At 40.0% G+C, this 24,390-nt stretch carries 26 protein-coding genes and 1 riboswitch; of the genes, 15 read left to right on the forward strand and 11 right to left on the reverse strand.

All coding sequences use genetic code 11. The annotated features are described in order from the left end of the window. Positions 1–119 precede the first annotated feature (119 nt). The 5 genes from FN960_RS03355 to FN960_RS03375 form a co-directional block, all read right to left on the reverse strand. Positions 120–1,121 carry an ABC transporter substrate-binding protein gene (locus FN960_RS03355; protein ID WP_143846986.1) on the reverse strand — a complete coding sequence of 334 codons (1,002 nt, stop codon included), beginning with the start codon at positions 1,119–1,121 and terminating at the stop codon, positions 120–122. 14 nt (positions 1,122–1,135) lie between these two features. After that, positions 1,136–1,963, reverse strand: coding sequence for an ABC transporter permease (locus FN960_RS03360; RefSeq protein WP_143846987.1), 828 nt, complete (start codon positions 1,961–1,963; stop codon positions 1,136–1,138). After that, positions 1,926–2,732, reverse strand: a complete 807-nt coding sequence (locus tag FN960_RS03365) for an ABC transporter ATP-binding protein (RefSeq protein ID WP_143846988.1) — start codon at positions 2,730–2,732, stop codon at positions 1,926–1,928. The genes FN960_RS03360 and FN960_RS03365 overlap by 38 nt, the downstream gene beginning before the upstream one ends. A gap of 871 nt (positions 2,733–3,603) precedes the next feature. Then, positions 3,604–4,125 (reverse strand): LURP-one-related/scramblase family protein, encoded by a 522-nt coding sequence (locus FN960_RS03370; protein ID WP_143846989.1) that lies wholly within the window; start codon positions 4,123–4,125, stop codon positions 3,604–3,606. Between the two features lie 70 nt (positions 4,126–4,195). Next, positions 4,196–4,612 carry a DUF4188 domain-containing protein gene (locus tag FN960_RS03375; protein WP_143846990.1) on the reverse strand — a complete coding sequence of 139 codons (417 nt, stop codon included), beginning with the start codon at positions 4,610–4,612 and terminating at the stop codon, positions 4,196–4,198. Positions 4,613–4,742: 130 nt separating this feature from the next. On the opposite strand from FN960_RS03375, the gene FN960_RS03380 reads away from it, so the two are divergent. Further along, positions 4,743–5,339: a TetR/AcrR family transcriptional regulator gene (locus tag FN960_RS03380; protein WP_143846991.1), complete on the forward strand. Its 597-nt coding sequence runs from the start codon at positions 4,743–4,745 to the stop codon at positions 5,337–5,339. A 95-nt stretch (positions 5,340–5,434) separates the two neighbouring features. Next, the gene (locus FN960_RS03385) at positions 5,435–5,947 is read left to right on the forward strand and encodes a GNAT family N-acetyltransferase (RefSeq protein WP_143846992.1); all 513 of its coding nucleotides are present in this window, start codon (positions 5,435–5,437) and stop codon (positions 5,945–5,947) included. Positions 5,948–6,015: 68 nt separating this feature from the next. Here the strand turns inward: FN960_RS03385 and FN960_RS03390 are convergent, their stop codons facing one another. Further along, positions 6,016–6,636, reverse strand: coding sequence for a peptidylprolyl isomerase (locus FN960_RS03390; RefSeq protein ID WP_143846993.1), 621 nt, complete (start codon positions 6,634–6,636; stop codon positions 6,016–6,018). Positions 6,637–7,038: 402 nt separating this feature from the next. Between FN960_RS03390 and FN960_RS03395 the strand changes: the two genes are divergently transcribed. The 7 genes from FN960_RS03395 (at position 7,039) to FN960_RS03420 (ending at position 13,385) form a co-directional block, all read left to right on the forward strand. Then, positions 7,039–8,907, forward strand: a complete 1,869-nt coding sequence (locus FN960_RS03395; RefSeq protein WP_260681908.1) for a BglG family transcription antiterminator — start codon at positions 7,039–7,041, stop codon at positions 8,905–8,907. Positions 8,908–8,927: 20 nt separating this feature from the next. Next, entirely contained in the window at positions 8,928–9,416 is a 489-nt protein-coding gene (locus tag FN960_RS03400; RefSeq protein ID WP_143846995.1) for a PTS sugar transporter subunit IIA, read from the forward strand. Then, positions 9,413–9,694, forward strand: a complete 282-nt coding sequence (locus tag FN960_RS03405) for a PTS sugar transporter subunit IIB (protein ID WP_143846996.1) — start codon at positions 9,413–9,415, stop codon at positions 9,692–9,694. The genes FN960_RS03400 and FN960_RS03405 overlap by 4 nt, the downstream gene beginning before the upstream one ends. Before the next feature lie 111 nt (positions 9,695–9,805). Then, the gene (locus tag FN960_RS03410; protein ID WP_143846997.1) at positions 9,806–11,071 is read left to right on the forward strand and encodes a PTS galactitol transporter subunit IIC; all 1,266 of its coding nucleotides are present in this window, start codon (positions 9,806–9,808) and stop codon (positions 11,069–11,071) included. A gap of 16 nt (positions 11,072–11,087) precedes the next feature. Next, positions 11,088–12,119 carry a zinc-binding dehydrogenase gene (locus tag FN960_RS03415; RefSeq protein WP_143846998.1) on the forward strand — a complete coding sequence of 344 codons (1,032 nt, stop codon included), beginning with the start codon at positions 11,088–11,090 and terminating at the stop codon, positions 12,117–12,119. Between the two features lie 19 nt (positions 12,120–12,138). After that, positions 12,139–12,309, forward strand: a complete 171-nt coding sequence (locus tag FN960_RS22700; protein WP_185970899.1) for a hypothetical protein — start codon at positions 12,139–12,141, stop codon at positions 12,307–12,309. 26 nt (positions 12,310–12,335) lie between these two features. After that, positions 12,336–13,385 carry a galactitol-1-phosphate 5-dehydrogenase gene (locus FN960_RS03420; RefSeq protein WP_143846999.1) on the forward strand — a complete coding sequence of 350 codons (1,050 nt, stop codon included), beginning with the start codon at positions 12,336–12,338 and terminating at the stop codon, positions 13,383–13,385. 709 nt (positions 13,386–14,094) lie between these two features. Here the strand turns inward: FN960_RS03420 and FN960_RS03425 are convergent. Continuing rightward, a complete protein-coding gene (locus tag FN960_RS03425) occupies positions 14,095–14,631 on the reverse strand; it encodes a DUF4269 domain-containing protein (RefSeq protein WP_143847000.1) in 537 nt (178 codons plus the stop codon). Between the two features lie 178 nt (positions 14,632–14,809). Next, positions 14,810–15,340 carry a hypothetical protein gene (locus FN960_RS03430; RefSeq protein WP_143847001.1) on the reverse strand — a complete coding sequence of 177 codons (531 nt, stop codon included), beginning with the start codon at positions 15,338–15,340 and terminating at the stop codon, positions 14,810–14,812. A gap of 202 nt (positions 15,341–15,542) precedes the next feature. On the opposite strand from FN960_RS03430, the gene FN960_RS03435 reads away from it, so the two are divergent. From FN960_RS03435 to FN960_RS03455, 5 genes are read left to right on the forward strand one after another with little or no spacing between them, the layout of a single operon-like run. Continuing rightward, on the forward strand, positions 15,543–16,535 hold the full coding sequence (locus FN960_RS03435; RefSeq protein WP_143847002.1) for an ATP-binding protein: 993 nt from the start codon (positions 15,543–15,545) through the stop codon (positions 16,533–16,535). Then, a complete protein-coding gene (locus FN960_RS03440) occupies positions 16,510–16,833 on the forward strand; it encodes an STAS domain-containing protein (protein ID WP_143847003.1) in 324 nt (107 codons plus the stop codon). Before FN960_RS03435 ends, FN960_RS03440 begins: the two co-directional genes overlap by 26 nt. Beyond that, positions 16,830–17,633 carry a PP2C family protein-serine/threonine phosphatase gene (locus FN960_RS03445; RefSeq protein ID WP_143847004.1) on the forward strand — a complete coding sequence of 268 codons (804 nt, stop codon included), beginning with the start codon at positions 16,830–16,832 and terminating at the stop codon, positions 17,631–17,633. Before FN960_RS03440 ends, FN960_RS03445 begins: the two co-directional genes overlap by 4 nt. Positions 17,634–17,646: 13 nt before the next feature. Next, entirely contained in the window at positions 17,647–19,656 is a 2,010-nt protein-coding gene (locus tag FN960_RS03450; protein ID WP_143847005.1) for a FapA family protein, read from the forward strand. Positions 19,657–19,671: 15 nt separating this feature from the next. Further along, positions 19,672–20,016, forward strand: a complete 345-nt coding sequence (locus FN960_RS03455; protein ID WP_143847006.1) for an STAS domain-containing protein — start codon at positions 19,672–19,674, stop codon at positions 20,014–20,016. On the opposite strand, the gene FN960_RS03460 is transcribed toward FN960_RS03455, so the two are convergent. The 3 genes from FN960_RS03460 to FN960_RS03470 are packed head-to-tail and all read right to left on the reverse strand — an operon-like array spanning position 20,013 to position 22,339. Continuing rightward, entirely contained in the window at positions 20,013–20,318 is a 306-nt protein-coding gene (locus FN960_RS03460; RefSeq protein WP_143847007.1) for an MGMT family protein, read from the reverse strand. The genes FN960_RS03455 and FN960_RS03460 overlap by 4 nt on opposite strands. A 10-nt stretch (positions 20,319–20,328) precedes the next feature. Further along, on the reverse strand, positions 20,329–21,849 hold the full coding sequence (locus FN960_RS03465; protein WP_143847008.1) for a PH domain-containing protein: 1,521 nt from the start codon (positions 21,847–21,849) through the stop codon (positions 20,329–20,331). Beyond that, positions 21,839–22,339, reverse strand: coding sequence for a PH domain-containing protein (locus FN960_RS03470; RefSeq protein WP_143847009.1), 501 nt, complete (start codon positions 22,337–22,339; stop codon positions 21,839–21,841). The genes FN960_RS03465 and FN960_RS03470 overlap by 11 nt, the downstream gene beginning before the upstream one ends. Positions 22,340–22,454: 115 nt before the next feature. On the opposite strand from FN960_RS03470, the gene FN960_RS03475 reads away from it, so the two are divergent. Then, positions 22,455–24,146, forward strand: coding sequence for a DUF2207 domain-containing protein (locus FN960_RS03475; protein ID WP_143847010.1), 1,692 nt, complete (start codon positions 22,455–22,457; stop codon positions 24,144–24,146). A 75-nt stretch (positions 24,147–24,221) separates the two neighbouring features. After that, a riboswitch (SAM riboswitch) is annotated at positions 24,222–24,333 on the forward strand. The last annotated feature ends 57 nt before the right edge of the window (positions 24,334–24,390 follow it).

Genomic DNA, 24,390 nt, shown 5'->3' on the forward strand with positions numbered 1-24,390 from the left:
GAAGTGGAAAACCACCACTTCGATGTCTTCAGACTCGTTCTGTTCCGCAGGAGTCTACGGGTTCTCCTTCCGCTAATTAATCTCTACTCTCCTAGAATTTTAAGATCCCAACTCTTTTATCACTCCTCCACAAACTGCATATCAACCATATCTTCATAGGAGTATGGTTGGTCGTAGATGCCTGTTTTCTTTAGGACTTCCATTGTTTTGGCTAGTGCTTCTTCGGTGATGATGCCGTCTTTGCTCCAGTGCTCATCTGTGTAGGCACGCTGTTGGGTTGCTTCAATTTGTTCATCACTTAAGGATGGGAATTCGGCTCTTAATACTTCTTCTGCTAGTTCGGGATCCTCGTATACAGTTTCTAAACCACGCAGAATGGCTTTCACAAATCCTTCTACATCTTCTGCCTCTTCATCTATCGTTGACTGCTTTACACTTATCACAGAGTACGGATAATCTCCTAGTGATGGAAAGCCAAAGAATGGCTCTTCCCATACACCTTTATTCATTCCTTCTGTAATGGTTGGCTCTGCCCCATTTGCAATTTGAGATGTGCCCTGCTCAACTAATGCTAATACAGCGGTCACATCAGCTGGCTCTTCTAGGGTTACGTCCTGCTCCAAATCAATTCCTAAATCAATCAATAGAGACCTGGTCAATAGATTTGGGCTTCCTCCGTATCTACTTGCAGCAATATTTTTCCCTTTAAAAAACTCAGCCAATGCTTCCTCAGAATCATCCGCAGGGGCGGTACCCTTTTCTGCCATTAGATAGACATTAGCACGATTGACCACATTAGCGACGGCAACAATGGGGTCACTGCTTCCATCATTGGCTAGCTCATTCGAATCCGGTCCAGCAATGTTTGCCCAAACCTCTCCACTCACAAGCGTCGTCACGTGTGCCCCTCCGGCAGCAGTCACCACTTCTACCTCAAGCCCTTCCTCTTCAAAGTACCCTTCGCTTATGGCTAAATATAGTGGCAGGTACCCTGTTAAATGCGCTGGTTCAGCTATAGAGACCTTCTTTAATTCTTCTCCACTATCACTACAGCCTATCAGACCTAAGACACCAGCACATAAACCACCTAAAAGTAATGATTTCCATTGAACCTTCTTCATATTTCCTTGCCTCCTTATGGCTCCTGCCCGATTTTTTTGAGTAACCAGCGCTCAATATGACCAACAAACCAATACATAAATAATGCGAGGAGTGATAAAACGGTGACACCAACCCAAACCAGATCTATATCATGAATTTGGCCAGCATACAGAATCATTCGACCAATTCCTTGGCGTGAAGCAATAAATTCACCAACAATGGTCCCTGCCAACGCAAGGGCAATATTTATGCGTAAGCTACTGATGATCCATGGTAGAGAAGATGGAATGACAACCTTCATAAAGACATGGTACCGTTTAGCTCCTAACGAATAGAGCAGCTTCTCCATATCTGAATCCATCTGCTTCACACCACTGTATGCCGCCAGCGCTGTTACAATCACGGTCATACTAAATGCAAGCACCACCTTTGAGGAGAAACCAATTCCAATTAATATGACGAGTACCGGTGCAAGTGCCAGCTTTGGAATAGCGTTAAAGGCTACGATATAAGGCTCGCTTATCGCTGCATACAGTTTCGACCACCAAAAGGAAAGTCCGATTACTGCACCGATCACTGTACCGAGTAAAAATCCATATATCGTTGCCCCTGAGGTAAAGAGTAAATCATCGAGCAATGTGCTTTGTGTCAGTTGAAACCAGCCTTTTTCAACAATGATAAAAGGTGAACTCCAATAATATGAATCCACCCAACCAAGCCTGACACCGCCTTCCCAGACCACAAGCAATAATAATCCCACCAAACAGCGTCCAATAACCGTCCATAGAATAAATCGTTTTGTGTTTATCCCTTCTTCTGCTCCATCACCCGCCTTGATCTTCTTTAGGCTTGTTGTAACCATGTCCATCCTCCCTACTTTCCTCCTGAGACAGCAGCTCATATAAGGTCCGTTTCATCTCCAAGAACTCTGTAGTTAAAAGGACTTCTCGAGATCTAGGACGCTCTAGTTCAACAGTTAACACAGATTTAACCTCCCCTGGACGTGCAGACAGCACATAAATCACATCTGATAGATACAAGGCCTCATCAATGTCATGAGTGACAAATAGGATGGTCTTTTGAACATCCTCCCACATGCGTAATAACCAGATCTGCATCTGGCCCTTTGTTTGTGCATCTAATGCCGCAAAGGGCTCATCTAAGAGCATAATATCCGCATCATATAGAAACGTTCTGAGTAAAGCTGCACGTTGTCTCATCCCTCCAGATAATTCACTAGGAAAATGATGCTCAAAGCCCTTTAATCCATATCGCTCTAATAGTGGCATCGCCCTCTCGATTGCCCTCTTTTTAGGAACTCCCTTTACCTCAAGGCCTAGAATGATGTTATGAATAATTGATCTCCACGGAAGCAGCAAATCCTTTTGCAGCATGTAGCCCACTCGACCTTTTTGATCCAAACTACTCTTACCATCAATCAATACATCTCCAGAAGATGGTTGCATGAGACCCGCTATAATATTAAAAAGAGTGGATTTCCCGCATCCACTTGGTCCAACAACACTAACAAAGGTCCCTTTTTCTATTTGAATGTTTGTTGGCTTTAAGACCTCTGTTTTGATTCCTTCTTTATAAAAGGACTTCTCTATATTTTTGATCTCAAGCTTCATCTGCCTCGCCTCCTCTCTAAACCCCACTCATTAGACAACAGCTTGTATGCTTCATGGACGTTTAGCTATGTTAAGGTGTTTTATCCTATGCAAACAGCGTCGATAAATGAAGTGATTTCCAGAAAATATGCATGTACTTTGTCATATTTATTGACGAAGGGAATTCAAAAGAGACTGACAGAGCTAGTCTTAGAGATAAAAAGACGGACCAAGACGCTACATTAGAATGGACCGCCGACATCTGGGGGATAAAAAGGAGACCACTGAAAAAGTCATGTAAGAATGAGTTGAATAGCGCCGCTACAGGAGAACCCTGTGCTTTCCGCGGGAACGGCCTCAGCCCTCGAAGTGGAAAACCACCCCTTCGATGTCTTCAGACTCGTTCTGTTTGTTTCGGATTAAACAAATGACCACCATTCCTATTTAAGGAAATCAAGGTTGTTTTTGATTTGAAATAAGGTTCATTTCAATATAATGCTTCTTTTTCAGTGGCCTCGATTAAAAGGTTTAATGAGATAAATCGACGGAGTCGAGTTAGCTCATTACCTTTCCTCGGGTAAGTGCCCCCATTTTCGGGAGCGGCAGCCGAAGAACCGAAATTCAGACAACCTCTACCCCTTCCATGTCCTTGTTTGTACAACAAAAAAGCCGAAAAATGAATGGAGAGACTCCAACATTGCTCAGCTTTTCTATTAGTATAATAATTTTGTCATGAATACTAGTTTTTTAATATCTTTTAAACAAGTTTTTAAGAGTTAATGTTTCTCACCTTTGATAATGGAGCTTTGACTTTCTTTTATTCTTATATTGCGCGTATTAGGAAAAACGAAGATCTACAATTCATGATCTAAGGCAGCTATCCCCTGCATAATCAATGATGGTGGTGATGCATAGTATTGTGATGCATATTATTATGTTGATTTTTTTTGTTGTTGTGAAGCACCATATCTAGGACTATCATTATGGCTAAGCAAGGTAACACCAACTCTTCATCATGGATGGTGACATGATAGGTATCTCCCCATGTGAGCCATTCTTTTTTGACAAGCATTAGCTCTTTGGTACCGTCCTTTAAGCTATAGTGATGTTTAAAAATCTCGCCTTCCACTGTCCAATTAGAGGGCAAAATATCAAAGCTTGTTTTAAAAAAAGAAAACTTCTTTACGACTTCAAATATCACTCTGTTATCCTGTTCAATCATGTATCGAGGCATCCAAGAAGCTAATTTTTGTTTAATCGCGATTTGATTTGCTCCGTTTATTTCTGTAAGAGTTAATTGGTCACCAAAGGAAAAGGCTTTGCCTTGTACTTCGTATAGCTGATTTCCCTGAGCATCTGTCACAGAGAATTGGTCTCTGAATGAAAATACTCTTTGCTTGATATAAAGCTCCATCCCCTCACACCCCTTCACTCGTAATAATAAGTCTACGAATGAGGAGGTAAAGCGTTCCAATGGCTAATAATCAATTGTTCTCTAGTGCCTTCAAAAGCCCAGATTCAGGCATGTTTACATATAGAGAATGATATTGATTAGGCTCTATAGAGTAGGCTTCATGAAAGATGCCAAGACTGGTATTTGCTGCTGCCGTTTGATAAAAAAGTTTATATGCTTTTGTGTGCTTCTTCCCTCTTGAATAAGACATAATGGCCTCATTAGACTTCCAATATTGCACGAGCGTAACCCCACGCCATGAAAGATAATACTCCGTATGATAGAAACCTAGTTCTTCCTTGTTTCTATATAACTCATCTACCATTGGCTTCATCGCCAATACACTTTTTAGCCACGAATGCACAGCCCACAGCTTGTTAATTTTTACACCAATTATAAAAACAGCTAATGGGGCGTCTGGTTTAACAGCCACACGGTTCTTCTTCATTAATAGCACCTCCAAGTATCATTTGACAGGAACACTTATTAACTGCTACATTCAAAACAAACCAACAGTCTGTTTTGAATGTACAATACCGACCGCCGGTTTGTCAATAGTCAAGAGAGGATCGATCCGAATGTCTCAACAACCTCATTACACCTCTAATCTTATTCATATTCTTAAGCAGACGGAGTCTCTTATTAAAGAATATGGCTGTGCCCATACAACATTAAAAATGATCATGGAAAAGGCCGATGTTTCAAAAGGAGCCATCTATCATTACGTTAAAAGTAAAGATGAATTATTTGGCTTGATGCTCCAAAAAAACATTGCAGATATTGATAAATCTTTTTGGGAGATTTTAAATGAAGAGTGTGTAGATCTGTCAAAACCACTAAAAATCATTGCTGAAGGATTGACTTACTTTCTTAACAAGGAAGATGTATCAAATCCCATATTCATCTATTTACTTAGCAAAAAAGAAAATCCTTCAGTACAAAAGGTGTTAGACGAATTTTATCAATTTAGCGAAAAACAAGCGAGCAGCTGGATTCAGGCAGGGCAAGAGGGTGGAGTCATTGATTCAACGATTGATGCGGATCATACTGCTTCCTCGTTCCTTACGTATTCATATGGCTTACGTATAACCCAGTTACTCTCGCCGGAGCGTATTCCTGCACTAATAGAAGAGTTTTATTCGTTAATGTTTGAAAGACTATCGCCTACTACCTAGTCCTTTTCATTGATAAAGATGCTTATTTCTTGTCAATTTGAACCGCACCTGTAATGATGAAGAAACAACATAGATTTAGCACGAGGTGATTGGAAATGATTCGAGAAGCTCAATCAGATGATATTCAATACTTAATGAGCATTGTAAACCATACAATTAAGATTATGGCTGAGGAACAAAATGACCAATGGAATGAGACCTATCCTTTACCAGAACATTTTCAAAAAGATATTGATAATGGAACGCTTTTTGTTAAAGTGACTAATAATAAGGTAATAGGATCCATTACAATCGATTGTGACTTTTCAGATGCATATAATAAGTTCGAGTGGGAACAACCCCTAGAGACTACCTTAATATTTCATCGCTTAGTGGTTGATCCAACGATACGCAAAAAAGGGATTGCCTCAGAGCTGATTGACTACGCGGAGGCCTATGCAAGATCTAAAGGGTTCAAGTCAATAAAGGTGGACACCTACTCTTTAAATCAAAAAGCACAAGCGCTTTTTCAAAGGCTTGATTATCTTCCGGTTGGAAACCTAACGCTGCCTGAAAGAGCCTATCCTTTCTTTTTCTATGAAAAAGACATACGTGTTCCTATCAAATAATCACATATAGAAAGAGCACCACTTTGTAGCTATACGGTTACAAAATGGTGCTCTCTTTCTTTTCTCTATTACTCTACTGTCATACTCTCTATCACCTGTTCTTGTCCTTCCACAGGCATGTCTCGTCCGTCTGTATCAACAGAAACAATCTCATCCACATACTCCATACCTTCAATCACTTTCCCGAAGGCTGCATAATCTCCATCCAAGCTTGGAGTATCTTCAACCATGATAAAAAACTGTGAACCAGCAGAATCAGGATCTTGGCTTCTGGCCATTGAAAGCACTCCTCGCTCGTGTGCTAAATCATTTTCAAATCCATTGCTCGAGAATTCTCCTTCAATGGAATGACCTGGTCCCCCAGTGCCTGTTCCCTCAGGATCTCCACCTTGCACCATAAATCCTGGAATGACACGATGAAAGGTTAATCCATCATAAAAACCGTCCCCTGCTAACGTTACAAAGTTATCAACGGTAATTGGAGCGACTTCAGGATACAGCTCCATTACTACTTCATCTCCGTTTTCCATTGTCATGGTCACAATAGACACTTCGCCATGTGATTCAGTACTTTCACCTTGTCCATCTGGTGAACCTGTTTCTTCTAATTCAGGGTCAGAGGTTCCACAGCCACTAACAATGACAAGCATGAAAGCTCCTATTAAGCCTAATCGTGCTTTATTTAACATTTACAAACGCTCCTCTATTTTTATGTATCTATCTGATTCCCATACTACATGATCACCTAGCGAAAAAAAAGACGAAAGCAAAACGAATAGTATCTTCATCACAATATGTGACAATTAACTAATCAACAGAGTGTGATGAAAGCGTATACAAAACCATTTTTCGCAATGATAGACTAAAAATATGGAAGGGGGGGCGACATCATCTATCTTGACAGCCGAAGTAGGAATTTACTAAATGAAGTCGTATCAAATCCTGCTCTTAAGAGCTTAGACCTTGAAAAGAAACATCAGCTCAATCGACGTCAGCTCAAATACAGCTTTGATAAAATCAATGATTGGCTTGATAGTCAAAACCTACCTAGAATAACACGGACAAAAAAGGGGGCCTTTATTGTTAGCCCTATGCTTTCATCCACGATTCGTGCTGAAGGTACAAATGAGCTAAAAGAAATCATCCCATCTGAAGATGAACGAGTGATCATGATTCTTTTGATGCTGATCTGTCGTGATGAGGAATTATCTTTGCTTCATTTCACAAGCGAATTAAAGTTTAGCAAAAACACGATTTTAAATGACTTAAAAAAAGCTCAATTACATGCTGATCAATTTCAAATACAAATTGAGTATTCCAGACGATATGGCTACGAGTTGTCAGGCAAAGAATTCTCCATACGTAATCTATTTATTTCATTAATTGAGAGCTGTTTAAACATCCACCATGGAAAAAGTTATGTTATTCAAGCTACCAACTTGTCTTCTTCTGAATTAGTCAGCTTTCAACACAAAATAGACTGTGTTGAAGCAGAGCTAGGTCTTAAATTCACAGACACCAAAATCGAAGCCATGCCCTATATTTTAGCATTTATCTTACGACGAATTAAAAAATCCAAGACCATTGATTCATTTAACATTCATTATGATGAACTCTCTGATACGAAAGAGTACCGTGCGACAGAACGAATACTTGATGATGCAGGAAATGTACCAATTAGTGATCGGCTGTTCATTACCCTCCACTTGCTTTCAACGAATGTCTATTGGTCTGAAAGTATTTCAGATGACGTTATTCCTGAGCTACGAGAGGCCTTAAATGAAATGCTTGAACTGTTTGAAAAACGATCGTGCATTTTTCTTAAAAACAAGGAACAGCTGCTAAACAAGTTAATGCTTCACACAAAACCTGCTTATTATCGCATCAAATATAAGCTTACACATGTCAATGAAGGACACCAAACTACGAGCCCAGAATTTGATGAGCTACACCACATTGCTAAGATTGCGCTGAAACCATTGGAGAATCTTATAGGTGAATCCATTCCTGACCATGAGGCCATGTATTTAACCATGTTTTTAGGAGGCTGGCTTACAAAACAAGGCGATAGTTTACAAGAAAAAATAAAAGCCGTGGTCGTTTGCCCGAATGGAGTAGCCATCTCTCGATTAATGCTCTCTCAGCTAGATGATCTATTTCCCGAGTTTGTTTTTTTAGAGGCATTGTCTGTAAGAGAATTCCAATCTTACAGCCTCCATTATGATCTCGTATTCTCGCCTATATATGTTGAAACGGGGAAAAAGCTGTTTATTATTTCATCCTTAATGGATGAAGAGGAGAAGCTACGTTTACGAAAACAAGTGATGACTGAAACCAGTGGGGTGATTCCACTTGATGTCCATTTAGAGCAAATGATGAACATCATTGATGATAACGCCACGATTCATAATAAGGAAACACTTAAACAGGAGCTGGGTAGGTTAATTAAACAAGATTCTTCCGCTCCTGAGAACAAAGTTTTAGAACCAGCAACGGTTACACTTTCAGACCTTTTACATGAATCAACTATACAACTCGTGACCAAGGTTCATGCTTGGGAGGATGCGATCGTTTTAGCCGCACAGCCTCTCTTAACTGACAAAAGCATCACGCCTAATTATGTAGAAGCACTGCTTAAACTAGACACGGAGGATCCGCACATAGTCATCGGATCAAATACAGCGATCCCTCATGCGGACCCGGAAGCAGGCGTCAGGCGAGTCTCAATGAGTCTATTACAGATTAAAGAAGGCGTAACATTTGCCCAGACTCATACGATTCACTCGGTAATCATTATAGCGGCTCCTGATAAATATCAACATTTAAAAGCACTTAGGCAACTTATTAAACTCTCTCAGAATCCACACATTATGAATGACTTAAAGTCATCAAAAAATGCAAATGAAATTGCTCATGTTATAAAGCAAAGCATTTCAGAAGATTCACCCTTACCAACATAGATAAAGAGGTGCCCAAATCAATGACCACAATGTATATTGATCAATCATTAATCCTGCAAGGCATAAAGGTCTCTTCCAAAGAAGATGCCCTTAGACTTATGGCAACATGCATGCATGAGCAAGGAGCTGTAAAAGCAAGTTACATTGAAGCCATTATCGAAAGAGAGAACAACTACGCTACTGGCCTTCCCACTAAGGGGGTTGCTGTGGCTATCCCCCACACTGATCGAGAGCACGTCATAAAGAAAAGCTTGTGTGTTGGGGTATTAGAGGAGCCTGTTGACTTTGTCATTATGGGTGAAAGCGAGCAAACAGTACCTGTTAAGCTAATTTTCATGCTTGCAATGGATGAAAATCATGCCCAACTCGCTCTCTTACAAAAGCTAATGAGTGTATTTCAAAATGAACAAATCCTGCTCTCTTTGGCCAATGAAACACATAAAGAGACGATTATTTCTCTATTAAGAGATGAATTGGATTTAACTTTAGAAGGAGGTGAAAATACATGAAAAAGCGTGTTTTAGTTGCTTGTGGTACTGGGATTGCCACATCCACCATTGTAAATGAAGCCATTGAAACAATGATTAAGGAAAACAAGATTGAGGCTGAGGTTCTACAAATTAAAGTTTCAGATATTCCTTCATATGTCGACTCCGCCCATCTATTGGTTACAACAACCATCGTTAAAACAGAATACCCATTCCCAGTCATTAATGCTCGTTCCTTCCTAACAGGAATTGGTTTAGAAGAGACAAAACAAGAGATTCTGGATGAATTAAAAAAATAAACGGATGTTTAAACATGGGGGACACTCATAATCGTATGTCCCCCCTCAAACTTTAACGATTAAAATTGATGCACCCTATATAGATTCTTGAATGTTAAAGGAGGATATCTCATGCAACAGATGATTGACTGGTTACAAGCATTTCTTGATTTAGGTCCTACCGTTATTTTACCCGTCGCTATATTTCTATTAGGATTATTTTTCCGTCAAAAAATCGGAAAAGCTTTTCGCTCCGCTATCACCATTGGTGTAGCCTTCGTTGGGATCTTTCTTGTTGTTGATCTTCTTGTTAACAACCTTGGTCCAGCAGCTGAAGCAATGGTTGCTCGGCTCGGTGTTGAATTAAATATTATTGATGTTGGCTGGCCAGCCGCTGCCACTATTTCTTGGGCAAGTCCGGTAGCAGCATTTGTTATTCCATTAGCTCTTGTCGTAAACGTTGTTATGCTTGTTACTAAAACAACCAAAACAATGAATGTAGATATTTGGAACTTCTGGCATTACACCTTTATTGGAGCCATCGTATTTGTCCTTTCTGATGGTAGCTTTGTTCAAGCGCTAGTTGCCGCTGTGATCTTCCAAATTGTCTGCTTAAAGGTCGCTGACTACACAGCCCCCATGCTTGAAAAATACTTTGAGTTACCTGGGATTTCAGTAGCAACGGGAAGTACCATTTCCTATGCGATTTTAGGTATTCCAATGGTTCGCTTACTTCAAAGGATACCTGGAATTAATAAGCTGAATGCAGATCCAGAATCGATTCAACGTCGCTTTGGTGTATTCGGAGAATCTCTTATTATTGGGTTGGTACTCGGATTATTACTAGGAGTTCTTGCTGGTTACAGCGTAGGTGACACCATTAACATTGGTATGTCTATGGCAGCTGTTATGCTCCTCATGCCTCGGATGGTGAAGATCCTTATGGAAGGACTTATGCCTGTTTCTGAATCCGCACGTGAATTTCTCAATAAACGTTTTGGCACAAAGGACATTTATATCGGTTTAGATGCAGCTGTAGCAATTGGACATCCATCTGTTATTGCAACCGCACTTCTTTTAGTACCAATTACAGTTATTCTTGCGATTGTTCTTCCGGGTAATAACGTACTGCCTTTTGGTGACCTCGCAACGATTCCATTTATTGTCGCCTTTATTGTTGGCGCCGCAAGAGGCAATATTATGCACTCTGTTATTGTAGGTACGTTTCTTATTGGTATATCTCTTTACATGGCTACAGAGATTGCGCCACTGCACACAGCGATGGCTGAAAGCGCAGCATTCCAACTTCCTGAGGGTACAAGCTTGATTTCAAGTATTGATCAGGGTGGAAACCATGTGAATTATGTCATCTATAAACTATTCCAATTGTTTAATTAATACGGGGGTGCAATGAATGAAAGCATTAGTGAAAGAAAAGCTAGGATTCGGCAATCTCAGCCTCTTAACAGTGGATGAACCCACCGTCAAAGCAGGTCAAGTAAAGATTGAAGTCAAATACGCTGGAATCTGCGGATCTGATTTGCACACGTATGAAGGGAATTATAAAGTAAATGCCCCTGTTACTCTTGGCCACGAATTTGCCGGAGTTGTGACCGAGGTTGGTGCTGAAGTATCAGACTTTCAGGTTGGTGATCGTGTTACATCAGAGACCACCTTTTATATTTGTGGGGAGTGTCGGTACTGCAAATCTGGTGACTTTAATCTTTGTAATCACCGAAAAGGAATTGGGACTCAGGTTAATGGAGGCTTTGCAAAGTATTTAGTCGCAAAGGCAAGCAGTGTTCATAAGCTTCCTAAGAATGTGGATTATGCGTCTGCATCATTAACCGAGCCACTAGCCTGCGCTTATCATGCTGTAAATAAGGCAACGATTCAACCAGGGGATGTTGCGGTTGTTCTAGGACCTGGACCTATTGGATTATTAACAGCTCAAGTTGCTAGAGCTTTCGGGGCAAGAGTGGTTATTACAGGACTCACAAATGATCAAACTCGTTTAGATAAAGCAAAAGAACTCGGTATTGAAGACATCGTGAATATTGAAAAGGAAGATATCAAAGAACGCGTGGACCATCTGACAAATGGCTATGGCGCAGATCTAATCTTTGAATGCACCGGAGCAGTCCCAGCTGCCAATATGGGATTAGATTTACTAGCGAAAAAAGGGCAATACGTACAGGTCGGAATTTTTTCACAAGCGAAAATCGAGATCGATTTCGAGAAAATTATTCAAAAGGAAATTCGTGTGGTTGGAACGCGTAGTCAAAAGTCTGCAGACTGGGAACCATCCTTAGAAATGATGAATGACGGACGCGTGGATGCAAAAGCACTCATCACACACGAATTCAACATTGATGAATGGGATAAAGGCTACGAAGCGATAAAGAGCGGTAAAGCGATTAAGGTATCGCTATTGCCACTAGATTAAAACGAGGAGGTCGGTAACAGTGATTCAATTTATGGTCGATTCAATGCTTGGTCCTCACGGAAAGATGGTAAGTACATTTTATTTGGAGAATCAGTTTGTCATTAATTCAATCATTGTAGGAGCAGGAATGATCGGATTATTTAAGCGCAGAAAAAAAGAAGAACATGCTAAGACCTCTGAATCTATGTAAATTCCATTTGAATAAGGTGATAAAGCATGAACGCATTAAATCTATACGACATTGAGGATTTGCGATTTGAATCCACCGCTTCTCCTGAGGTGAAAGCAGCAGATGATATTGTTATACGAGTCAAGATCGCTGGAATCTGCGGCTCAGACCTCTCGAGATACCGGAAACTAGGACCCTATGTGAAGGGGATGACTTGGGGGCATGAATTTTCAGGAGTGGTTGAAGCCGTTGGCGAGAACGTAACTCATGTGAAGCCAGGAAATCGTGTAGCGGCCTGCCCTACGATTGCTTGTGGTATCTGCAACAGCTGCTTAAAAGGATTTCCATCACAATGTAATCACCTTTCCGTCATTGGAGCTAAACAGCCTGGTGGTTTTGCTGAATTTACTAAGCTGCCGGCAAGAAACGTCCTGCCCATACCTGATTCCATTTCCATGGATCACGCCTCTTTAGTCGAGCCCTCGGCAGTAGCAGCGCACGGACTCTACCTAACTAGTCTCCAACCAGGTGGCACTGTCGCTGTGCTTGGCTGCGGAAACATCGGTCTATTATCTATTGCTTGGGCAAAGCTTTTTGGTGCCTCCGCTATCTATGCTATTGATATTGATCCAAAAAAACTTGAATTGGCAAAGCAGATGGGTGCAGATGTCATAATTAATCCTTTAGAAGTAGCTGCGCATGAACAACTATCATCTTTAACCGAAGGAGACGGTGTCGATGTAGCGGTTGAATCTGCTGGTTCCCCCCTCACCTCCGCACAAGTATTTGCTCTTCCCCGCAAAGGTGGAGAGGTTGTATTCATGGGTATACCCTATGGAGACGTTTCTATAGAACGATTTTATTTCGAAAAGATTGTCCGTAATGAACTAAAAGTATACGGATCGTGGAATGCTGTCTCTTCCCCTTTTCCAGGCAAAGAGTGGACCACAACTATTCAGAAAATGAGTACAGGTGAACTAAACGTAGCCCCTATGATTACTCATCGACTCCCCCTTCGAGAGGGACCACAGGCGTTTCACGACATCATTCATCAGAAGGATTTTTACGGCAAAGTCTTGCTGGATCCTACTCAATGAGAAAACATAAGTAAACCCGCTTTACCACGATGTTCATCGCGGTAAGCGGGTTTTGAATCTTGGCTTTTTTGGTTGCAGGTTGTCATAACGTGGTTCTACTTCTTGGTAATAGGATAGCTTCTCTTGGAGGTGCGCTCGTCCTTCTTGGTATCGCGCCCTGCTTCTTGGTAACCGGGGCTTCTTTCTTGCTGCCTTGCTCGTCCTTCTTGGTATCACGTCCTGCTTCTTGGTAACCTGAGCTTCTTTCTTGATGACGTGCTCATCCTTCTTGGTATCGCGCCCTGCTTCTTGGTAACTGGAGCTTCTTTCTTGATGACGTGCTCATCCTTCTTGGTATCGCGCCATGCTACTTGGTAACCTGAGCTTCTTTCTTGATGACGTGCTCATCCTTCTTGGTATCGCGCCCCGCTTCTTGGTAACTGGAGCTTCTTTCTTGCTGCTCTGCTCATCCTTCTTGGTAACAGGAGCTCTCCTCTTGGTGCTGTGCACTTCCTTCTTGGTACCGCTCACTGCTTCTTGTTAACAGGAGCTTCTTTCTTGCTGCCCTGCTCGTCCTTCTTGGTATCGTGCCCTGCTTCTTGGTAACCGGGGCTTCTTTCTTGCTGCCCTGCTCGTCCTTCTTGGTTTCACCCCCCTGACTCTTCGTAACAGGAGCTTCTTTCCTGTTGACGTGCTCATCCTTCTTGGTTTCGCAACCGAGGCTTCTTGCTCAAATAATCCTATGTTCCCTCCCATATTGAAGCAGCTGTTCATAAGGATCCCCTTGAAGTCCTAACATCGTACAAAAAGCAGGCTCTGTTTTTACACCTAAAGTCTTCAAGTGAATAATCTTTCGACGGAGTAATGGCCGTTGCTTTAATAGATATGCTTCAATAACCATATGTAAGTAAGCATGCTGTTTGGTTACACACTTTGGCTGGCCAAATAACTCGAATTGATAATATTTGTATATAAAATTTACTTTTATTGTGGGAACTTTTTTGACTTCCATCTTCTTCATTCTGAAGCCTTCTAGATATCCATACTCTTCAATCATCATTTCTTCCACTCGGGAGAAGTCTCTTTCATGAATCTCCATCACAATATCTAAATCAGACGTGCTCACATCAATGCCAATGGGGATGGTTCCGCATAAGGTTGGTGAATAGTCTGACCAAGTCCGCATAACGCCCAACGTATCAATGGCTTGAAAAACCGCTCTTTGCCTTGGTGTTCCTGACATAAGATAATCCAATGTTCGAAACATATCGATCCCCCACTTCCAATCAAGTTTTGACTAAAGTATAGTCACTGATTTGATTAGCAACAATTGATTTGTCTATCATTCTCCTTACAGCATTGTAAGGTTTATGAATTAAGTGTTTAAATCTCCGCCAGGCTTCAAATAGACTGGAAGAAAATGAATATCCGATCCTCACTTTTATTTAGAGAGAGACCTCGACCTTTTCTGTTTCTCCATTTTTCTTTGTCATAATGAGTGTATCGACTTGTCGTAATGCAGGAGACTCCAATAAAAAACCACTGTAATGATCATGCTCATTCGTGATATCAAATTCCGCCACCAAATCACCCTCTCTACTTAGCGAAGCCTTGGTGATATCTTCAGCATCTTCACGATCTATCAATATGGCACTATGCCTTTGCATCCCGGCTAGGGTTACAATACTGATCCCCTCACCTGCATTATTCTTTTCTACATGCGACTGAATCATATTCTCTCCTGGTGCCGCTTCTAGTAATACAATCTCGCCTTCCTGTTCAAATAGATAAATGGATGGCTCGTGTCCTTCAGGTTCATAGATTCGAAGAACTTGATCACTCTCTTCCTCTACATAGGTTAATCCTTTTTCATATGTACGCTCAGCTGATGTAGGGTAAAAAACAACAAAATATATGGCAATTCCTATTAATAATAAGATAGATGCACCTAATGATAACCATTTTCTTTTTGACACAAAATGTCCTCCTAAAATGCTCGTGATGGTTTTATTTTATGTCCTCTTCTTAAAAATGTCTAATAGCCACGAAAATTGTCATCAATTTTCATAAAAACAATTTACTTTCAAATGGAATAAGGGTAATATTTACTAGTATAATTAGCCTATATTACTCTTAGTATGATTAGCCTATTTCGTTCCATCCAAGGGAGGTATAAAGATGTTGTTAGGGGGACTGCTCGAAAAAATATTAATAAACGAGCCTGCCATAACACCCGTTTTTGAGCCAGATGTTTCTTATAAAGAATTAAAATTCATGTTAAAAAGAGGGTTTTTAAGTGATAAAATAGCCGAATTTTTAAATTTGCCATTAAATGAGAAACAAAGGCTGCGTGGAATGGCCGTAACTAGACTGTCATACCTACCTCCCATGGAAGAGACGTATTCTGCAGAAACCATTTTATATTTATGTGAAGTACTGATTCACTGGAAAGAACAAATGGAGGATGTTTTGGTGAATCTTAAGCAACTAAAGATCCCTTTACCACCTGATCTTTTGGAGGCTACGATAAGAACGTACATCCAATATAAAGAGGACGTGTTTTTTCATCATTCTCCTCCCAAGACTCATCCAGAGATCAATAAGATTCAATGGAAAATTTACCGTGATGTGCTCTATGCCTCAAGCCAGGGAAAGTTTAAATTAATTTCAAAAGAAGAACTGCCTGATTTATCTAATAAAACGTATATTGATACATTTATTATTACACAAAAATCGGATATACCTGCATGCCGTAATCATGTGAAAGCTAGATTAATTGAAATGGGGTATAAACCGAAAGTCATCATGAATTGGCTGCTTGCACTTTCTGAAGCGATTACCAATGTGATCGTTCACGCTATACAAGGTTCTATGACTTTACTAATCAAGTCCGAAACGGATGAAATCATTTTTATTGTGAACGACCATGGTCCGGGCTTTAATTTAGAAGCTCTTCCCAATAGCATTTTGCTAGCTGGTTTTTCCTCTAAGAAATCATTAGGACATGGTTTTACATTTATGATTAAGTTAGCTAATCAAGTTCAATTATATACTACTCCTATAGGATCTACTGTCATTTTAAAGTTTAAAACAAATGAACCAACCATTCCGTCTTTGCCTTTTGCCGAAAAGAAAAGGGGGTCTCATGATGGACTTATCCATGGAGATTAGCAGATCTGCAGATCAGGTCACAATCTATTTGAAAGGGATTTTAGATATTTCTACCATTCATCAGATGGAACCTTTCTTTAGCATAGAAAAGCATAATTATCATATTGTTTTGGACCTTTCAAACGTTGATTTTATCGATTCATCCGGCATTGGATTTATCATTAACACCATTTACATGTCTAATGAAAGCCAATTCTCTTTAGCCATCCAAGGAGAAAATACGCTTATAAAGAAAGTGTTTCAAACAGTTGGTCTATATGAAATATTGCAAGTTCATCAAAAGGAGCAGGCATTATGAAAGATACGCCAAAAACAGATCATTCCTTTCATATTAAGAATATAGACCTAAACGAAACCCTCCAACGAGAGATTAATTTAGCCCAAACCATTCAAATGACTTTACTTAACGGCGATAATCCCTCATTTGAATCAGGTGAACTTTCAGGATTATCATTGCCTGCCCGCTTAATTGGTGGAGATTATTATGATTTTTATAAATTAAAGAATGGCTGCATTCGAATTGTGATTGGTGATGTAATGGGTAAAGGAATTCCCGCAGCTATGCTTATGATTCTTACAAGAGGGGCTTTCAGGAGCGCTTCGGAAAACACTGCTACCCCAGGAGCTACATTAACATCTATGAATCAGGCGCTTTATAAAGATCTTCGGAAGCTTAAATCATTTGTTACGTTATTTTGTGCAGATTTGGACCCACGGACAGGTGTGCTGACTTATTCAAGCGCAGGTCACAATCTTCCCTTACATGTCCACAATAAAGCAAATACAGTCACTGAGTTACCTAAAGTAAAAGGGATCATGCTCGGTGGATTACCCGACCAAAATTATGGAGAGAGACAAATTCAATTAGATAAATTAGATGTTGTTCTTTTTTATACAGATGGATTAATTGACGCTCACAATAATATGAATGAATTTTTTTCGTTAGCTACCCTTAAGGAAGTTGCGCTAAAGCAAAAAGATCATTCTGCCTTGATTATGCAAACGGAAATTATGAATTCTGTTCATCAATTTATAAATAACATCCCACAAAAAGACGATATTACCATCGTCATCCTAAAACTATCAAATAACTTATGACGGGGGTCGTGCGGTGAAGCAGGTTGTAAAAAAAGGAAGTTCAGTAAGTGAAGCTATTACTTCCGGGATAAGCCACTTTAACACCACGAAGGAACATGTAAAAATCGATGTGATTCAGGGAAGTAAAAAAGGGTTTTTAGGAATTGGCAAGCAAGAAGCTATTGTACAAATAACCTTATTACAATCAACTGACCCGATTGCAGAATTATTGACACCAAAAGAGAGCCTTCCTGCCCAACCAGTTAAAGCTAAAAAAGAAGAGTTTGCTGGTAAAGCATGGATTACAAACGGTGTCTTACATCATCAGGATGGGATTGATTCATTTCCTATTCTTCACGCGCCTAACAACGTCGAGGTGTATTGTGGAAAAGAATTGCTTGAAGAAAAGCGGATCATTTTAGATGACTCAAATAGCTATACACTTAACCCAATTGAGTCTCACAGGAGAACAAAATGGAAGATTGATGTGAATCAAACAAAGCTAGAGGCTGTGTTGTCCATTGACCCTGGATTTAAAACGGTACGAACACTCGAAGATGTAAAGCCGGATACTCGTATTGAAGTCCTCACGAATGAAAAAACAACGATTATTAACTCTTTGACCTATGAAGAAGTCATGCAGGAATTGCAAAACCAAAAAGTGGTGATTGGCTTTAATCAAGCAGAAATTATTAACGCGATCAAAACAAAAGAGTCTGGTCAATTTATTGTAGCAACTGGGAAGCAACCGGGGGAAGGGCGGGAAGGACGAGTTGAGCTTTTATTAAATTTAGATATTAAAAACGGACCTCAAATTAGTGAAGAAGGTCTGGCAAATTATCGAGAAATCAAAGTAATCCCAAATATAGAACAAGGTAAAATCATTGCGCTCATACACCAGCCTGTTCAAGGGAAACCAGGGTATACCATTACGAATGAACCCATAGATGCCATTCCTTATCAAGAAATTGTTGTAAAGTCGGGTAAGGGTGTTGTCATTATTGATGACAAGATTGTGGCCATAGATTCTGGAAGACCACACATTCAAAAAAGGGGTAAACTGCACCGAGTATCCATCCTCCCTAAATTAACTCATCGAAACGATGTAAACATCGCGACTGGAAATATTCACTTTAAAGGGGATGTAGAAATATTCGGCGAAGTCCAGCAGGGAATGGTTGTGGAAGCTGAAGGAAATATCCATATTCATAAAGCCGTTAACAATGCCGAGGTTTTAACATCAGGAAGTGTTAATATTAATGGGAACATCATTCATTCTGAAATCTCAGCTGGGCGCCAGAACATTCTAATTTCAGAATTGGGTCAACGATTAACTCCCATTATTGATGTCTTTTATGCTTTACTTACTGTCATTAAACAGGTCACATTAGCGCCTGGTTTTAAATCATCTAACTTTTCAAGGAATGGTCTTCATTCTCTTATCTTTATTCTTCTGGAAAACCGTTTTAAGCACCTGCCTGTGTTAATAAAACAATTTATAGAAGAAGTGAAAGAAGCAGAGCCTTATCTTGAGGATGAAAACTGGATGGGTGTTCTAACATCGTCTACTAACTTATTTCTATTTATTTCCCCTGCCGAACAGCAGGTTACCATTCAAGGTCTCGAACAATTGCTTGCTACACTAAGAGAATTAAAGCAATTAAGTGAAACGCCCGTTGAGCCTAATTCATTCATTATTTTTAAACATGCCTCCAATAGCTCTATCTATAGTAGCGGAAATATCATTGTGACTGGCACAGGCTGTATTAACACAACCCTGCATTCAAAAGGTAAAATCATAGGATCCGGCATTTTCAGGGGTGGAGAATTATTTGCTCAAGGGGGTGTTGAATTAAACGAAGTAGGTTCTGAAGTAAACGCAGTCACGTTAATCTCTGTGCCTGAGGATCAAATGATAGATATAAAAATGGTACATGGAGGGACTGTATTACAGATTGGAGATGTGAGATATACATTTGATCAGGCTTCCGAAAATGTGAAAGCATCGTTTAATAAACAAAAACATATAATTGAATTCCTATGACAGAGGAGTGGTTTGATGATTGATTTTGTAACTGAGAACAGAGACGGCCGACTTTTTGTTCGTCTAGATGGTGATCTAGATATTGACGGCATTGAAAAGATAGAAACCTCACTAATCCCGATTTTAGATGCCCAGTCTGAAATTTATATTGATTTCTCTAATGTGGCATTTGTGGATTCCTCAGGTATTGGGCTACTTATACACCTAATTGAATCCCTAACCTCTAAGGAAATCATCGTCAAACTTTATAACCTAAGAGAAGAGGTCCTCTCCGTATTTGAAATCCTTCAAGTCACAGAGATTATTGGTGAAGGAATCATAGTTCCTCATTCAGAGGTAGACTACCAAGTAAAAACCTAATAATTCCACACGCAGCTTTTCAAATTTATGCGTCCATTTCCCAAAAAAGGAACTCCTTCTGCTTTAAGTAGTTCCTTTTGGGTTTTTCCACCGTGAAAAATAAGACTTTCCGGTGCTGTTTCCCCTGTTTTCATGACAACCCGGTGGCTCGGCAGGCCTTTTGGTGCCTGCCTCATTGCCCACCCTACCACTCTAGCATTGTGTGGCTGTTCTATCATTCGCGCAATCTGTCCGTAGGTTGCCACGTTGCCCTCTGGTATTTGCTCTACGATGCGATATACTTGATTAAAGAATGAACTCATTATACCTCTCCTATGATTGAGTGGATTTACTAAGATTTAATACCTGTATTGTTTGCATGTGTGCATTGAATCTGTTCTGAATATATGCAGCATACCATCCATAATACTCATTTGCCTGCTCATACGGCAAGTCACGAATGATGGTTGTACCTTGAGAACCTCTTGTTTCCACTTGAAGAGTAGCCAGTCCCCATCGGCGCTGCAGCCAGGTCTGCTCAATACGTACTTCGTCTATTTTTGTCATATTTGTTGTTGTCCACTCTAATGATAGAACACCACTTTGTGCTTGAAAGGTCTCTACACTTAATCGATATCGACTATATGCATAGTCAAATAATCGAACTGCGAGGATCCAAGCTAACAGTAAAGGAGAGATATACCACAGGTCGCTCCACTGGATCCATACAATGACGGATACTAAAACCCAAAAGTAACTAGGCGTTAACAGTCTTACCCATATAACTTGACGAGGAAGCTTAAGCTCTGGTGGGTGTAGCGCATAGTTAGGAACGATCTCCTGTAACAGCTCGTAAAGTCTAGATTGAGCTAGAAAAGGAAACAGTACGCTTGATTCTATGCCTTCTTCTCCAAGCCCTCCTGCTGCACAAATTAACTTCACGTCAACAATCCCAAACCAACGCCTAATGAGCGTTTTTGAAACACTTACTCCCTGGACTTTATGCCTTAATATAGAATATTCCTTTGTTTGAAAAAGTCCCTTTTTAATATAAATTCGTTCGTTGTCACTTCTGACTTCAAAATGACCATAGCGTATAAAAGTAAGAATGAGACCAAATGAGACGGAGATTATTAAGAGAATGATAACCGCGCTGACTAACCACATTAAATGATCAAGTAAAAAAGGCCAAACCGTTTCTACATAACCATCTAACGAAAACCACTCATCTACGTTAAAGAAAAGACCTACTAGTAGTGGGATAAGTGCAAACGAGCTAACTGATGTAAAGGACGCAATAATTAATTCCTTGTTCGTCACAAGATAATGCTGTTTCTTCTCTTTCCTTTCCTCACTAAACTGCTCTTCATTTACTAATCCTGATGCTCGTTTTTCATTTAAGCTAAGAAAGGCTTGAATGTGCTCTGCCTGCTTAATGCTGATCATCTTTAAGTCAACAGTAGAGTTTGATTGCGCTTCTGTCTCAAGCTTCACCGAAGTTACGTGAAACCATCGACCAACAAAGTTTGTCTCTTTAGATATATTTTGAATATGTTTGTAAGCAATGGTTTGTTCTTTTTTTATAAATCCACCTTTTATAATATGGAGCTCATTCTCGCGAAATTCATATGAGAAATGAAGCCAGTGAAGAATGGTTGCACATAAAGTAATAAGTAACAGAGCTAAGACGCCCCACTTACCAATTGTTATAAAAGTTGAACTAGAATTTGCATTCACAAACCATAATAAGATTAAAGGAAAGATATATGCTTTTATAGAAGAGATTCCATCTGTTACAATAAAAGAATAGTGTAATCGATAAGCTTTATGTAATTCGATACCGTTAAGATTCATGCTCGTTCACCTTCGCAAGAATAGCGATTTTTCCCCTTAGCTCTTCCGCCACTTTAATGGGTAAAGCCGGAATTTCATGGTTAGATGCCGTTGTCCCAATCATGATTGTCGCTAAACCAAACCTTCTTAATATCGGACCCTGTGTTGTACTCACATGAAGCACTTTAACCATAGGAACTAATACATGTACATGCTCTAAGGCTCCATATTTAAGCTGCAAGTACTCTGGATCAATACGATACCGCCAGGCTCTTTGCATATAAACGGGGTAGATACACACTTTGTAGATTGCCTGTAATAGAACGTACCCTGCTATGACATAGGTGATGGTCCCAATCCAGCTAACCCACTCATAGTAAGTTTGCATAAAAAGTATAGCTGCGAGAATAAGTAATGTAATAGCATGAGACAAAGTAGAACTTATTCTCCATACATAAACCGCTTTTTTAGAAATTGTTTCTTCAGGAAATGGAATCGTTTGCTGTAACATCTGTGCGCTCCCTTCTTTTGTGCTTTATACGAGGCACAAGCCCAACATGTTTCGTATATTGAAACTAAAGTGATCATCGTTCGTATACAAACATAACAGAAAGCGGGTGTTAGATGTGAGATATCGTTTATTTATGATAGTAGCTATTCTGATGGGACTCATGTTGCTCTCACCATCCAAGGCTTTTGCTATTGATTTTACCATTTCTGGCTCTACAATTGATGCTTACCTAAGTCCAAATGGAGATGTGGAGGTTGTGGAGTCACACATCTATGATTTTGATGATGACTTTAATGGTCTAACAAGGACACTTTATCCTAAGCAAGGTACGAATATTGTTGACGTCCAGGCGACCGAAAACGGTCAGGAATTAGAGGTGGAGCAAGAAGGCGATCTCTACAAAATACATCGAACAGGAAGCTATGAAACGGTTGAACTCGAATTAACCTATATAATTAAAGATGGTGTGGATGTCTATTCAGATGTTGCGGATTTCTACTGGCCGTTTTTTGATTCAAGTAACGAGACTCCTTATAAGAATATGAACATTAGCATTCACCCACCTGAGGAAACAAGTGATGTCATTGCCTTTGGCTACGACCACTCTTTTGGAAAAGAAAGAATAGAACCGAACGGTATGGTTATCTTCAATTTAAATGAAGTGCCAGATGGTAAAAATGGTGATATTCGAGTGGCTTATCCAGCTGAGCTTTTCCCCGCTGCTAGTGGGTCTATTGAATCTATGCGTGATGAGATTCTAACACAGGAGCAAGAAGGTATAGATGGAGCAGCAGCTTATATAAGCAGACAGGGGACCTTATCAACATTGGCCTCCATCTTCATTCCGGTAGCTGGGCTAATATTGTTACTTCTTATTACTAGCTCCTACTTGAAAGCTAGCAGAATGTATAAATCGTTTAAGAATAAAGACGTTAAAACGATACCAAAACAATCGCTGAGCATGCTGGGCACAATCTCATTTATTCGTAGTCATGCCTTGCCATCCGAAGCTTTGGCTGCTGGACTACTTGATCTCATTCGACAAGGTTACGTAAAGGAAGATGGTACGAACCATTTTACGCTGCTGCATCATGATCGCGCTTCACAGCAAGAGCTCATTCTAATTGAATGGCTTTTTACGAAAATTGGTGACGGTCAGTCCTTTACTCTGCAACAATTAGAGAAGTATGCAAAAGATAAGAAGAACCACGAAACGTATCAGTTATACGACCAAAATTGGAAGAAAGCGATTAGGCAAGAAGTGAAAGAAGCCCAATTATTTGAGAACAAAGCTGCTCATCGTATAACAGTTGGTCTATCTAGCCTATTGCTTATGCCTTTCATCATTTTATTTCCAATTCATGAATTATTCATGTGGTTTACCATCACGCTCATTTTGTTTATTGGATATATTGGATACGCATGTTTCTATCACCCACGCACAGAAAAGGGAGCCAAAATCGGTCATGAATGGTATCAGTACAAACGAAACGTCAACTCTAAACCTTTGAAAGAAATGATGACGTGGCCATCTGATGACCTCATGAGAGCAGTCATTTACGGATTAGGAACAAATGATAAAAAGCTGCAAGATAAAAGTAACTCCATTGCAGATGTTTTCAAAAAACAAGCATCCTCTTCTGCTAATGCCTATTCTTTTGACATGACATCATTTATTGCATTGTCATCTGTTGCATCATCAACTGTTCGTTCGGCTAATTCATCTGCTACGCCAGCTTCGACTTCTTCTGGTGGATCTCCAGGCGGAGGAACAGGTGGTGGCGGGGGCGGTTCCGGAGCTTTTTGATTTTACAATTTGTGTCCTTGACATCTGTTTTACCAATCCGTATAGTATGAATTATCACATCAAACTGAATACTCTTTCTTATCCAGAAAAGTAGAGGGATATGGCCCGATGACACTTTAGCAGCGGATCTCTAAGGAGATACTGTGCTACTTCCATTCTGAATGTATTATTTCAGAAAAGATAAGAAGCTATGAACGCTTTTACTGTAATATTAGCGCCTATAAAATAGCTCCTCTATCTTCTG

Origin of the sequence: Alkalicoccobacillus porphyridii (assembly GCF_007293315.1) — a bacterium.
Taxonomy (GTDB): domain Bacteria; phylum Bacillota; class Bacilli; order Bacillales; family Bacillaceae_D; genus Alkalicoccobacillus; species Alkalicoccobacillus porphyridii.